General features: G+C 65.8%; 9 protein-coding genes and 2 pseudogenes. 7 read left to right on the top strand and 4 right to left on the bottom strand.

Features of this window, described 5'->3' with window-relative positions; genetic code table 11:
• Positions 1-334 precede the first annotated feature (334 nt).
• Both WS68_RS29500 and WS68_RS29505 read right to left on the bottom strand, forming a co-directional pair.
• A pseudogene (locus WS68_RS29500) lies at positions 335-1384 on the bottom strand (4-hydroxyphenylpyruvate dioxygenase family protein); the annotation flags it as partial.
• A gap of 152 nt (positions 1385-1536) precedes the next feature.
• Positions 1537-2353, bottom strand: a pseudogene (locus WS68_RS29505) (sugar phosphate isomerase/epimerase family protein); the annotation flags it as partial.
• Positions 2354-2566: 213 nt separating this feature from the next.
• Between WS68_RS29505 and aroQ the strand changes: the two are divergent.
• From aroQ to WS68_RS00405, 3 genes are all read left to right on the top strand, one after another.
• Entirely contained in the window at positions 2567-3022 is a 456-nt protein-coding gene (gene aroQ / locus WS68_RS00395) for a type II 3-dehydroquinate dehydratase (RefSeq protein ID WP_059568931.1), read from the top strand.
• Positions 3019-3873 carry a shikimate dehydrogenase gene (locus WS68_RS00400; protein ID WP_059568932.1) on the top strand — a complete coding sequence of 285 codons (855 nt, stop codon included), beginning with the start codon at positions 3019-3021 and terminating at the stop codon, positions 3871-3873. The genes aroQ and WS68_RS00400 overlap by 4 nt, the downstream gene beginning before the upstream one ends.
• Positions 3874-4030: 157 nt before the next feature.
• Entirely contained in the window at positions 4031-5368 is a 1338-nt protein-coding gene (locus WS68_RS00405; RefSeq protein WP_059568933.1) for an MFS transporter, read from the top strand.
• A 199-nt stretch (positions 5369-5567) separates the two neighbouring features.
• Here WS68_RS00405 and WS68_RS00410 read toward each other — a convergent pair whose 3' ends face one another.
• On the bottom strand, positions 5568-6677 hold the full coding sequence (locus tag WS68_RS00410) for a 2-aminoethylphosphonate--pyruvate transaminase (RefSeq protein WP_059568934.1): 1110 nt from the start codon (positions 6675-6677) through the stop codon (positions 5568-5570).
• A 197-nt stretch (positions 6678-6874) separates the two neighbouring features.
• Between WS68_RS00410 and phnS the strand changes: the two genes are divergently transcribed.
• The 4 genes from phnS to phnV all read left to right on the top strand — a co-directional run bounded on the left by phnS (position 6875) and on the right by phnV (position 11115).
• Positions 6875-7957, top strand: a complete 1083-nt coding sequence (gene phnS, locus WS68_RS00415; RefSeq protein ID WP_059568935.1) for a 2-aminoethylphosphonate ABC transporter substrate-binding protein — start codon at positions 6875-6877, stop codon at positions 7955-7957.
• Positions 7958-7986: 29 nt separating this feature from the next.
• Positions 7987-9084 (top strand): 2-aminoethylphosphonate ABC transport system ATP-binding subunit PhnT, encoded by a 1098-nt coding sequence (gene phnT, locus WS68_RS00420; protein WP_059568936.1) that lies wholly within the window; start codon positions 7987-7989, stop codon positions 9082-9084.
• On the top strand, positions 9062-10015 hold the full coding sequence (gene phnU / locus WS68_RS00425; protein WP_059568937.1) for a 2-aminoethylphosphonate ABC transporter permease subunit: 954 nt from the start codon (positions 9062-9064) through the stop codon (positions 10013-10015). Before phnT ends, phnU begins: the two co-directional genes overlap by 23 nt.
• A 245-nt stretch (positions 10016-10260) precedes the next feature.
• The gene (gene phnV / locus WS68_RS00430) at positions 10261-11115 is read left to right on the top strand and encodes a 2-aminoethylphosphonate ABC transport system, membrane component PhnV (RefSeq protein ID WP_059568938.1); all 855 of its coding nucleotides are present in this window, start codon (positions 10261-10263) and stop codon (positions 11113-11115) included.
• Between the two features lie 502 nt (positions 11116-11617).
• On the opposite strand, the gene WS68_RS00435 is transcribed toward phnV, so the two are convergent.
• Positions 11618-12835, bottom strand: coding sequence for a DUF2863 family protein (locus tag WS68_RS00435; RefSeq protein WP_059568939.1), 1218 nt, complete (start codon positions 12833-12835; stop codon positions 11618-11620).
• Positions 12836-13073: the final 238 nt, after the last annotated feature.

Raw genomic sequence — 13073 nt, forward strand, 5'->3', positions numbered from 1 at the left:
AACTGCATGGCCTGATCAAAGCGAGTCCGGGCTGCGCCGAGGCCGGCGCGTGTTGTGCCGCAGGTGCTGTCTCGGGCCTGTGGCACGCGCCATCGACGCAAGCGGGGCCGAGGTGTGCGGTGCAGCACGGTTTCAGCCTGAATGGCCGCGCCGAAATCGTCGGACGAAAGTGCGGCGCAGCCGGATGTCTTGCTTAGCGCCCAGCACCCAACTGGGCCAGTGCGCTAGTGCGCCTTACGCGCACCGGCAGCACCCCCGTCCGTAGCAGGCACGGCTCGACAGCGATGCGCCGCCAGACGCGGCACTCATCGCCCGCGCCACGCCCGCGATCCGCTCACTTCCTGCGCTGGGCCTGCGCGGCGAGCCGCACCGCCGCGTTTGCCGCGCCGTAGCCGTCGTAGCCGCCGCGCCGCTCGACAAGCTCGAACGAGAAGCGGTTATCGATCAACTCGGTATAAGCATGCAGAAATTCGCCCCCCGTCTCGTCGCGGTCGTACAGCAAATTGTGCCGGCTCAAGCGTTCGATGGTGGCGTCGGGCAGCGCGTAGCGCGCGGCGAGATCGTTGTAGTAATTGCGCGGAATGCGGAGGAACGGCACGCCGTCGGCCGCGAATTCGGCGATGGCCGCGGCGATGTCGTCGGTACGGAACGCGACGTGATTGAGCCCCGAGCCTCGATAGCGATGCAGTGATTCGACGAGCGCCGTGTGCCGGTCCACCGACGCATTGAGCGCGATGCGCACCGAGCCGTCCGCGTTGCGCACCGCGCGGCTCCTGACGAGCCCGTAAGGGTCCGGTACCAGCCAGTTGCGCTCGGCCTCGAAGCCGAACACGGTCTTGAAGAACAGCACCCAGGCGTCGAGCGCGTCGGCGGGCAGCGCGAGGCAGACATGATCGATGCCGATGATCGGGCCGACTTCGCTGGGGCCGTCGATGTCGGTCAGCACGAAATCCGATTCGTAAAGCGTTGGCGCGCCGGGCGTTTCGTCGACGAAATATTCAAGGCTGCCATCCGGCGCGCGCACGCCCGGCACGACGCGCTCGTTTGGGCCGACGCGGCCCGAGAATGGCGCATAGCCGTAGCCCGCTGCGCGCTCGAGCGCGCGCCGCGCATCGTCGACGCGAAACGCCGCCGCGCATAGCGACAGCCCGTGCGCCTGGAAGAACGCGTCGGCGAACGAATCGCGCTCGGCATTCAGCACGATCGACGCCGCGCCGTGCCGATACAGCATCACGTCCTTCGACCGATGGCGCCCCGCGAGACGAAAGCGCAGCTTGTCGAGCCAGCCGGCCACGTTGCTGGCGGCGGCCGCGTCGACCGCGAATTCGATGAACTGCAAGCCGATATGCGCGGGCGCGGGCGGCGGTGCGAACAGCGGCGGCAAGCCTGTTTGCTTGGACGTTCGTTCTGATGTTCGCGAATGCGCGGGCGGCGAGATTTGCGCCGCCGCTGTCGGCGTTGCCGCCGCCCCCGCGGCCGATGCACTCAAGGACGCGCCGAGCGCTGTCCCACCCGCTTCGGCATTCGACTCTTGAATCAACCGAGCGCGCGTCATCTCCTCGAGATACAGCAGCGACCGGTAGCCGTCGGATGCCGTCGCGGCGGTCGGCGCCGCGCGAAATCCGTCGTTGAAGATTTCGAGCGACAGCGGCCCGCCGTAACCCGATTCGATCACGCGAGCGGTGAAGCCAGCGACGTCGAAATCGCCCTGACCCGGAAACGACCGGTAGTGACGGCTCCATTCGAGCACGTCCATCGCGAGCCGAGGCGCATCGGCAATCTGGACGAACGCGATCCGTTCGCCCGGAATCTGCGCGATGCCGTCGGGCGAATCGTCGAGCGCGAGCGTGTGGAAGCTGTCGAGCGCGAGGCCGAGGTGCGGATGATCGACCGCGTCGACAAGCTGCCATGCGTCTGCGTAGGTCTTCACGGCGCGCGCCCAAGCGAGCGCTTCATAAGCAACGACGACGCCCGCCTGCTGCGCGGCGACGGCGAGCGCGCCCAACTGGTCGACGAGCAGTGCGTGGCCGCCGAGTGTGTCCGGCGACACGTTGCTGCACAACAGAATGCGATCCGTTCCCAATTCATGCATCAGATCGAATTTGCGCTTCGCGCGCTCGAGATTGCGCACGAGCCGCTCGGGCGTCACGCCTTCGAAATCGCGCAGCGGCTGAAACAGCACGATCGACAGGCCGAGATCGGCGGCGATGCGGCGCACGTCGGCAGGCGAGCCGTCGAAGTACAGCAAGTCGTTCTCGAAGATTTCGACGCCGTCGAAGCCCGCCGCGCGAATTGCGCTGAGTTTCTCGACGAGTGTGCCGGACAAAGAGACGGTGGCGATCGAACGTTGCATGGTTGGATTTCCTGCTGGCAAATGACGAAGCGTGCCCGCGCCGGGGCCAGTTACGATTATAGAAACTAACTAGATGGTACAAATTGTAGAAAACCCGGACAGACGCTGTACGCGTATGCGTGCACACTGACGTCCAATTCCCAAGCCGTGGCACTTGCCGCCGCCGCGGCTGATATACATACCTACGTTGCTGTTTTTGCCGGAGTGCCATACATGAGCAAGCCGAAGGTGCTGGTCCTAAACGGGCCAAACCTGAATCTGCTGGGAACGCGCGAGCCGCATATATACGGCGCGCAAACATTGCAGGATGTCGAGCGGCTCTGCGCGGACGTCGCGCATACGCTGGGCCTCGCGCTGGAATTCCGGCAGTCGAACGCCGAGCATCAGTTGATCGACTGGTTGCACGAAGCGCGCGAGCGCGTGCAGGGTATCGTGATCAACCCGGCCGCGTACATGCATACGTCGGTCGCGCTCGCCGACGCGCTCGCGGCGCTCGGCAAGCCGGTCATCGAAGTGCATATCTCGAACGTCCACCAGCGCGAAACGTTCCGGCACCATTCGTTCGTGTCGGCAGTCGCGCGCGGGGTGATCTGCGGCTGCGGCACGCAAGGCTACGCGTTCGCGCTGCAGCGGCTCGCGACGCTGTTCGCCCAGGAGGCCGCGCAATGACCGCACGCTCGTTTTTGATCGGACTGATCGGCTCGGGGATCGGCGCGTCATTGTCGCCCGCGATGCATGAGGAGGAAGGGCGCCGCCAGGGCTTCAATTATGTCTACCGCCGCATCGATCTCGACTCGCTGCGCCTGTCGGCCGACGCGTTGCCCGATCTGCTGACGGCCGCCGAGCAAATGGGCTTCGACGGCCTGAACATCACGCATCCGTGCAAGCAGCGCGTGATCGGCTATCTCGACGAGCTGTCGGCCGATGCGGCCGCACTCGGCGCGGTCAACACGGTGCGCTTTGCCGACGGGCGGCGCATAGGCTACAACACCGACTGGTCGGGCTTTGCGAAGGCATTCGCGCGCGGGCTGCCGGGCGCGTCGCTCGAGCGCGTCGTGCAGCTCGGCGCGGGCGGCGCGGGCGCGGCGGTGGCGCACGCGGCGTTGACGATGGGCGCGGCGGCGCTCACGCTGTTCGATATCGACGCCACGCGTGCGCAGCAACTCGCCGGGCAGTTGCAGGCGCGTTTTCCGCACGCGCAGGTCAGCGCGGGCGATTCACTCGACCACGCGCTTGCCGCCGCGAGCGGCTTGATCCACGCGACGCCGACCGGCATGCTCAAGCATCCGGGGCTGCCGCTGCCTGCCAGGCTGCTGCGCGGCGAACTGTGGATTGCCGATATCGTCTATTTTCCGCTCGAAACCGAATTGATCCGCACCGCGCGGGCGCTCGGCTGCCGCACGCTGCCGGGTGGCGGGATGGCGGTGTACCAGGCGGTCGATGCATTCGAGATTTTCACGGGCCGTGTGCCGGATGCGGCGCGGATGCTCGAGCATTTTCAGGCACTCGTGCGCCGCTGAAAATCCGCTGCCGGACAGCGGGGCTTAGAGATCAAGCCGCTTGCAGGCTTGCTGAAGACTCAAGCCGCGCCGAGACAGCCGGGCGATCCGGTGTGCGCCCGGCAGCCGCACGGCGGCAACCGACGTTGCATTCAATCAAAGATATAAGGAGACACTGATGCCGCAGCCGATCCAACCCGACGCCACTTCTGCCTCATCCGCCCGCGCCGCCGCCAGCGTGGTGCAGCCGCGCTCGAACGCGCGCTATCGGATTCTCGCGCTGCTTGCGATCGGCACGATGATCAATTATCTCGACCGCACAGTGCTGGGCGTGGCGGCGCCGGGGCTGACGAAGGAACTCGGGATCGGCGCGGCGGCGATGGGCGTGATGTTTTCCGCCTTCTCGTGGACCTATGTGCTGTCGCAGGTGCCGGGGGGGCTGCTGCTCGACCGCTTCGGCAGCAAGCTCACCTATTACTGGTCGATGACGCTATGGTCCGCGTGCACGCTCGCGCAAGGTTTCGTGCACGGCGTCGCGCCGCTCCTCGGGTGCCGGCTTGGCCTCGGCGTGACCGAGGCGCCGTGTTTTCCGACCAACAGCCGGGTCGTCGCGACCTGGTTTCCGCAGCAGGAGCGCGCGATGGCCACCGGCACTTATACGGTTGGTGAGTACGTCGGCCTGGCGTTCCTGAGCCCCGTGCTGTTCGCGTTGATGGGCGCGTTCGGCTGGCGCTCGCTGTTTTGGGTGGTCGGCGGGGTTGGCATCGCGTTCGGCCTCGTCTGGTGGAAGTGCTACCACGAGCCGCGCGATCATCCGCGCGCGAACGCAGCCGAGCTTGCTTATATCGATGCGGGCGGCGGCCTTGCGCAGCAGCCGGCATCGCGCACGCAACAGCCGTTCAGTTGGCGCACGGTCCGGCAACTGCTCGGCAAGCGGCAGCTCGCGGGCATCTGCGTCGGTCAGTTCGCCGGCAACTCGACGCTCGTGTTCTTTCTCACGTGGTTTCCAACCTATTTGGCCACCGAGCGCCACCTGGGCTGGCTGAAAATCGGCTTTTTCGCGGTGCTGCCGTTCATCGCGGCCTCGGTCGGCGTGATGTTCGGCGGCATGCTGTCGGATTGGCTGTTGCGCAGGGGAAAATCGGCGAATGTCGCGCGCAAGCTGCCGATCATCGCGGGGCTGCTGCTCGCGTCGACGATCGTGCTGGCGAACTACGTGAAGAGCAACGAAGCGGTGATCGTGATCATGTCGGTCGCGTTTTTCGCGCAGGGAATGGCGGCGCTCGGCTGGACGCTCGTATCCGATATCGCGCCGCAAGGGCTGCTTGGCGTCACCGGCGGCGTGTTCAATCTCGCGGCCAATCTCGCGGGAATCGTCACGCCGCTCGTGGTCGGCTTTATCGTCGCGGCGACCGGGTCGTTTGTGGGGGCGCTTGCGTTTATCGGCGTGGTGGCGCTGATTGGCGCGCTGTCATACATCTTCGTCGTCGGCGAGATCAAGCGGATCGTGCTGTAATCCGCGCTGCCGACTGCCGACTGCCGACTGCCGACTGCCGACTGCCGACTGCCGACTGCCGACTGCCGACTGCCGACTGCCAACTGCCAACTGCCAACTGCCAACTGCCAACTGCCAAGCGCCAAGCGCCAAGCGCCAAGCGCCAAGCGCTTGGCATGACACCCCCGCGGGCGTGCAACCCAGACAATCCGGCCCTGCGTCACCGCAGCCTGATCCCAAGCGTATCCAGCGCCCGCCCGATCGCCGCCACCGCGTCACGAACCTCCTGCGCGCCGATTGCGCCAATGCAGGCGACGCGAAACGTATCGGCCGCCGTCAGCCGGCCCGGATAGAGCAAGTAACCGGCATCACGCACCGCCTTGTACAACTCATGGAACGAGTAGGCGTGATCGCGCGGCGCATGGAACGTCGCGATCACCGGGCCTTGCGCGCGCGCGTCGAGAAACGGCTCGAAGCCGAGCGCGCGCATCCCGTCGATCAACATGCGGCAGTTCTGCGCATAGCGCGCGCCGCGCGCCGGTTGCCCGCCTTCGGCGAAGAACTGGTCAAGCGCCGCGCGCAATGCGGCCAGCACGTGCGTCGGCGGTGTAAAGCGCCACTGCGACGTGACGCGCATATACGTGTACTGATCGTGCAAATCCAACGCGAGCGACGGCGAGCGTCCCTCGCAGGTTCTCAACAGCGCGCGCCTCACGATCGCGAAACCGATGCCGGGCACGCCTTCGACACACTTGCCGCTCGCCGAGATCACCGCGTCGATCGGGCTGCCGGCGAGCGCGATCGGCAGCGCGCCGAACGAGCTCATCGCGTCGACAATCAAATGCTTGCGATGCCGCTCGCATACGGCGGCGATTTCGTCGAGCGGATTGACGATACCCGCACTCGTCTCCAGATGCACGAGCGCCACGTGCGTGATCGACGGATCGCGCGCGAGCGCCTCGTCGAGCGCTTGCGCGCACACCGGCTCGCGCTCCGCGAACGCCAGCTCGACGTGCGCAATGCCAAGCCGGGTCAGGATGCGTGCGATCCGGGCGCAATACGCGCCGTTGTTCGGCACCAGCACGCGGCCGTCGCGTGGCACGAGCGTGCCCAGCGTTGCCTCGACCGCGAACGTGCCGCTGCCTTGCAGCGGCACGCAGACGAATTCGTCCTGTCCCTGCGCGATCCGCACGAGATCCGCGCAGACGCTGCGGGTCATCTGGGTGAAATCGACGCCCCATGCATCCCAATCTCGCAACATCGCCTCGCGCGTTGCGTGCGACGTCGTCAGCGGGCCGGGAGTCAGCAAAATGGGATCGGATGCATGCATTGCCGGGTGATTCCTTGTTCGAAAAAAGGTAAGGAGCAAAATCGGTCGGGGCGTGTGCGATATCGCGGTAAAACGGGCGGCCGTTCGGAATTTGCAGTCGCCTTCACGGGGCTGTCATCGAACGTTGTGATGCTTGCGTTTTTCGCGAAAAACCGCAGCCTTCGGCTGTTCGCGAATCACCCTACAGAGAGGCGGAGATGACGCATTCGAATTCCCCGTGCGGCGGCGCTTGGCGCCGCCTCGTGCTGGCAGCCGGCGCGGCGATGGTGTTGCAGGGTGTCGCGGTAAAGGCGCAGGCGGCCGCAGTCGTGTTGTATACGGCCGACGGTCTCGAGAACCTGTATCGCGACGTGCTGCCCGCGTTCGAAAAGCAGGCGGGCGTGAAAGTCAACATCGTCACGGCGGGCAGCGGCGAGGTGGTGAACCGCGCGAACGTCGAGAAAGGCTCGCCGAAGGCCGACGTGATTGTCACGCTGCCGCCTTTCATTCAGCAGGCGGGCCAGCTGGGCCTGTTGCAACCGTACCAGAGCGTGAATTACAAGAATGTGCCCCAGATCGCAAAAGCGGAAGACGGCACCTGGGCAACGTTCGTCAACAATTATTTTTCGTTCGCGATCAATCCGGCCGTCGTGAAAAGCCAGCCGAAGACGTTCGCCGATCTGCTGCATCCCGATTACAGCGGCAAGCTCGCGTATTCGAATCCGGCAACGGCGGGCGACGGAATGGCCGTGATCATCCTGACTAGCGCGCTGATGGGCGAGGACAAGGCATTCGACTATCTCGCGAAGCTTGAGCGCGGCGTGAAGTTCCACACCAAGGGAACGGGTTATCTGAACGTGCTGCTGTCGCGTAACGAGATCGCAGTCGCCAATGGCGATCTGCAGATGGATCTCGACGATGCCGAACACGGCGGCCTGTCGATCAAGCCGATCTTCATTGCCGCGAAGGAAGGCGAGCCGCCGACGACGTTCCAGCTTCCTTACGCGATTGGCCTGATCAAGAGCGGCCCGAACCAGGACGCCGGCAAGAAACTGATCGACTACCTGATGTCGGCCGACGTGCAGGCAAGGGTGCCGGATATGTTCGGCATCCCCGGCCGTACCGACGTGCCGCTCGCCGGCAAGAACGGCGAGGCGGTCAAGCGCGCGATCGCCGGCGTGAAGCTGATGCCGGTCGACTGGAACGCCGTGATGGTGAAAAAGCCGGTTTGGACCGAGCGTTGGAAGAAGGAAGTGATCGGCGATTCGGGCAAGCAGACCGAAGTCGTCAAGCCGAAATAAGCGGCGGCCAAGCCGAAGGACGAATACCGGTGGATACTGCGAGCCTTTCGCCTCCCGGCGCGTTCGGCGCGACGCAGCCCCAGGCGGCGCCGCGCACGAGCGCGCCGGGAGGCGTGCATATCAAGCACCTGAGCGTGCGCTACGGCGCGCGCACGGTGCTCGACGATCTATCGCTCGATATCGGTGCGGGCGAACTGCTCGCGGTGCTCGGTCAAAGCGGTTGTGGCAAAACCACCTTGTTGCGTTTCATCGCGGGCTTCGTAAAGGCCGACGGCCTGAGCGGCACGCTGAGCGTCGCCGGCCGAGACCTGACGCACGCGCCGCCGCACAAGCGCAATCTCGGCCTGCTGTTCCAGAACTATGCGCTGTTTCCGCATCTGTCGGTGTTCGAGAACGTCGCGTTCGGGCTGCGCGCGCGACGCATGGCGTCCGGCGAGATCGCGCGGCGCGTGACGGATGCGTTGAAGCTCGTGCAATTGGGCGATGCCGGACATCATTTGCCCGCGCAGTTGTCGGGCGGCATGCAGCAGCGGGTGGCGCTTGCGCGCGCGCTCGTCATCGAGCCCGATGTGTTGCTGCTCGACGAGCCGTTGTCGGCGCTCGATGCGAACCTGCGCGCATCGGTGCGCAGCGAATTGAAGGTGCTGCACGAGCGGTTGCCGAACTTGACCGTCGTGTGCGTGACGCACGATCGCGACGATGCGCTCGTGCTTGCCGATCGCGTGTTGCTGATGCGCGAAGGGCGGATCGCGCAACTCGGCACGCCGCAACAGCTCTACGACACGCCGGCCGACGGTTTTGTCGCCCGTTATCTCGGCGCGGCGAATCTGTTGCCGCCGAGCGTCGTATTCGCGCTCGGCGATGCTCGCCACGACATGCGCGACAAGGTCGCATGCGTGCGGCCCGAGCGGCTGACCGTGCGCCCGCTGGGCGAAGGGCGGCTGCACGGGACGATCGCATCGGTCGAATGGCATGGCGCGGCGTTGTCGCTGAGCGTCGTGCTCGATGCCGCATGCGACGAGCCCGTGCTGGTCATGCAACAGCGCGGCCGCGGCCGTCCGCCCGAGCGTGGCGCGCGCGTGTCGCTCGATTGCGAGGCGGACGATGTCGTCCTTATCACACCCTGAATCGCACGCGGCGCGCGCCGCCGCAGGCGAGCGCGCCGATGCCGCCCGCCTGCGTGCGTCGGCCGCCGAACACGATACGGCGGCGCGGCGCCGCAAGCGGCGCGCGAGCCTGCGCCTCGTCGCGCTCGCGGCGCTCGTGCTCGGACCGCTCGTGCTGTATCCGCTCGTGCGTCTCGTGCTGCTGAGCATGAGCGACGCACACGGGCCGACGCTCGCTGCCTATCGCGCGTTCTTCTCAAACCATGACGTCCGAGACGTGCTTGGCACGACGCTGTGGGTGCTGTTCCTGAGCGCGGGCACGGCGTCGGTGATGGGCGTGCTGCTCGCGACACTGCTGTTTTTTCGGCCGTTTCCCGGCGCATCGATCGTGACGCGCTTTCTCGAACTGTATGTCGCGTTTCCGTCGTTTCTCGTCGCGTTCACGCTGATTTTTCTGTACGGCTCGCAGGGCTCCGTCAGCATTGCGCTACAGCGTCTGTTCGGCCTCGATGCGCCCGCGCTCGATTTTTTGTTCGGCACGGGCGGCGTGATGCTCGCGCAGACGGTGTTCTACACGCCGTTCGTCGTGCGTCCGACGCTCGCGTCGTTCGCCACGCTCGATCCACGGCTCGTTGAAGCGGCGGCGAGCCTGGGCGCGAACGGATGGATGCAGGCCCGGCGCGTCGTGTTGCCGCTTGCGTGGCCCGGAATCGCAGCGGGGGTGATCCTGTGTTTTTTGCTGACGTTGAACGAATTCGGCATCCTGCTCGTGCTCGGCAGCGCGAAACTCGTGACGCTGCCGGTGGCGATTTACAGCAGCGCGACGGTCGATCTCGATCTGCCTGCAGCGGCGGCCGGCTCGGTCGTGATGCTGGCGATCTCGCTGATGCTTTACGCGTTGTACCGGCAGATGAGCCGGCGCGTGAATGAAGGCGGGCGCCATGCGGGGTGACGAACGCGCCCGAGCGGCGGTATTGCGCGACGGCAGCGTGACGGCTGAAAACCGTGCGGCCAGCGCCGTGGTTTCGCGCGGCAATTGCGCGATGCCGTCGGCAGTCCGCGCGAATATCCCCGCGACATCACCAAGATGGCGGCAAGCGCCGATGTTTGTCCCGCCGCCGCCATATCGCGGCGGGCATCCGCTATCCGCTGAAGCACGCGCCCGAGGCGGCGTGGCCGTGCTGAGAGGGGAACGAGATGCCGGCTGAGTTTTCGTCGCGCCGTATCGCGGTGCCGCGTCGCGAGCCGCGCTGGACCGATGCGGCGTCGCGTCTTGCGTCGCGTGCGCTCGTCACATTCGCCGCCGCTGCCTGCTGCTGGCTGTTCGTGTTGCCCGTTGTCGTCGTTGCGCTGTCGAGCGTGGCCGCGCAATGGTCAGGCACGATCCTGCCCGCCGGCTATAGCTTGCGCTGGTACGAGCGCCTCGGTCCGCCCGAATTCGACGCGCTGGTCGCGAGCCTGGAAATCGGACTTGGCGTGGCCGTGCTCGGCACGGCGCTCGGAATCGCGCTTGCGCTCGCGCTCGAAGCGCGCAGCCGGCGCGGAATCGGCGCGTTCATCGACGCGCTCGTGATGTTGCCGAACGGCGTGCCGAGCGTCGTGCTCGGGCTCGCGGTGCTGATCGCGTATCACACGAAACCTGTCGATTTGTCGAGTTCGCCCGCGATCGTCGTGCTCGTGCAGCTCGCGCTGGTACTGCCGTTTTGTTACCGATGCGCGGCGGCGGCGCTGCGTCCGGAATTGACGGTGTTGCGCGAGGCGGCGGCGAGCCTGGGCGCACCGCCCGCGATGGTGCTGTGGCGCGTGCTGTTGCCGCAACTCGTGCCTGCGATCCGCGCGAGCCTCGCGCTGGGTTTCGCGCTGTCGCTCGGTGAGCTTGGCGCGACGCTCACTGTCTACCCGCCTGGATTCGCGACCGTGCCGATCGTCGTGATCGGCGAGGTCGAGCGTGGTTACTACCTGCCCGCATCGGCGTTGTCGTTGCTGCTGCTCGGCGCGTCGCTCGTCGCTCTTATCGCGATCGCGGCGCGCGCGCCGCGGCCGTGGCGTTGAGACGCGAAGGATGTATCGAAAGAAGAGGCCCGTTCGAAAGGCCCGGGAAGCACAAGAGGCGATCCGGCGCCCGGGCCTGCCTGCTGTCAAGCCCGAGCCAATGGCATGCCCACCGGCGATCACGCCGATGTTCGGTCACATGCCTTCATGCCGGGCCGGTGGCAGCGAGCCGACGACGGGGTTCACGCGCGTGTCGTCAACGAGTTGCGCACAGAAAGAGAAAGGGCCGCTACGACAGCGAATGAGGGCAGCGAGCCAAACTTGCTGAGCGACGTGCGAAGCGAGCCGGGGCGGGATTTACACGCTCGCCCGCGCGAACAGCGATAGCTACACGCGAAGCGCCGCTGCCATTGATAGCTCATGCCGAAGCGGCGCGGCGGGACCGGCGGGGCGAACCCTCGCCTGATCCAATGCGTCGACGCTGCCCGCCATCGTCAATTTGATGAACCGCATCCCCCCGTCTGCTCCGCCATTCGGGTGGAGCAGACGGGCGGAAGTTTCCTTAATGGAAGTGCGGCTGCGACGGAGACGCATCTTCCGGCATCTCCGCATGGACGATCTCACCGAGCGGGTCGGCATACAGCGGCACGCCGCAATCGTCGCAGTATTCGGGCTCGAACCGGCCTGGGTGGCGGCGGATATCGGTGATGCCCGCTTCCTTCAGCAGCGTCACGATTTCCTCGAGCGGCCCGTCGACAGGCGCTTCCGCCTCGAGCGTCGCGTCGTCGGCGGCCGCGTCGCCGTTCTCCCTGCCATACAACGGCCAGACGACACCATAGATCACATCGTTACTGCCGCGCCGGGTGAAGGCAACCCGATATTCGTCGATCCGGCGCTCGCCAAAACCGGCGATCACGGCGCGCAAGTCCTGCGGCGCGGCGCCTGTCGTATCAAATAGATAGCGGATCGCCGTGCGCACGGTGTGCGGGCGGATTCGCTCGTCGGCATCGCGGCAGGCGGAATAATAGGCATCGGGCAGCAGGCACTCGAATTCACAGCCGGGCAGCGCCGCCGTTAGATTCGCGCCGCCTTGCGCCGACCATTGCTCGAGGCACTGGCCGCGCTCGATGCGCGTGCCGTGTTCTTCTTCCTGCCAGCGAAAGAGCGGCGCGCCGGCGGGCGCGGCCGCCACGGCAAGCAGGAAGCGCGGATCGGCGAGAATTGGCGAGGTTTCGGGCAAGTCGCCGAAGTTGAGCTTCACCGGATGATTGCCGAGCGCCGCATGAGCGAGCTGCTGCGCGAGTCGATAGGTTTCGACGTGGTGACGGGGCAACTGGTCGATGCTGTAAAGAAACGGGGCCATTGCGACGAGCGTGCCCTGCGCGAGCACGTGGGCTTGCAGATGAGTGCGCAATAGGTCCGCGATCTCGGCCTTCAACGAGCCCGACGGAATCATGTAGCGAGTCCACGCGAGCACGGGAATGGCAACGAGAAGCGCCTCGTATGGCTTGCCGTCGACCTCGACGGCAAGCGATTCGCTATGCGTCTCTGCCATGTCGGCGAGCGCGCCATAGGCGTCCGGATGATTCTGCTGAAGGTGGTCGAGCGCGGCGTCGAGCGTGGTCTGGTTGCCGTTGCGCACGATCTTCGCGAGCAGGGCGTCGAGCTTGGCTTCCCAGAAGCGGTCTTCGACGCGGCTACCGGACGCGAACAGCGCGAGCGACAAGCCGACCAATTTGTCGGCATCGGGGGGGAGGCGTTTAGCGGTTCGCTGGCGCATAGATAGACATAATTTTGGATGCGAGGAACCTGTCATTTTAGTCTGTTCCGTGCGGGTGCTGCGGTTTGCGGCTTTCTGGCCGAAGCGCCGCATGGGGGAGCGGTGATTGGATTGCCTGGGAGAAAAAATTTTCGAGATACGCTTGCATGTAATGAATCTTATGACTAGAATCACGCCTCTTTCACGGAAACGGAAACGAGGCGTGAAGGAGGGAAGGAAGCTTGGCCGGCCGATCGAG

This window comes from Burkholderia sp. TSV86, assembly GCF_001522865.1.
GTDB lineage: Bacteria > Pseudomonadota > Gammaproteobacteria > Burkholderiales > Burkholderiaceae > Burkholderia.

Bases quoted from the DNA above. Each gene is read 5' to 3' on its own strand.
- WS68_RS00435 (WP_059568939.1), bottom strand. From the start codon at position 12,835: ATGCGCCAGCGAACCGCTAAACGCCTCCCCCCCGATGCCGACAAATTG.
- WS68_RS00405 (WP_059568933.1), top strand. From the start codon at position 4,031: ATGCCGCAGCCGATCCAACCCGACGCCACTTCTGCCTCATCCGCCCGC.
- WS68_RS00400 (WP_059568932.1), top strand. From the start codon at position 3,019: ATGACCGCACGCTCGTTTTTGATCGGACTGATCGGCTCGGGGATCGGC.
- phnU (WP_059568937.1), top strand. From the start codon at position 9,062: ATGTCGTCCTTATCACACCCTGAATCGCACGCGGCGCGCGCCGCCGCA.
- phnV (WP_059568938.1), top strand. From the start codon at position 10,261: ATGCCGGCTGAGTTTTCGTCGCGCCGTATCGCGGTGCCGCGTCGCGAG.
- WS68_RS00410 (WP_059568934.1), bottom strand. From the start codon at position 6,677: ATGCATGCATCCGATCCCATTTTGCTGACTCCCGGCCCGCTGACGACG.
- phnS (WP_059568935.1), top strand. From the start codon at position 6,875: ATGACGCATTCGAATTCCCCGTGCGGCGGCGCTTGGCGCCGCCTCGTG.
- aroQ (WP_059568931.1), top strand. From the start codon at position 2,567: ATGAGCAAGCCGAAGGTGCTGGTCCTAAACGGGCCAAACCTGAATCTG.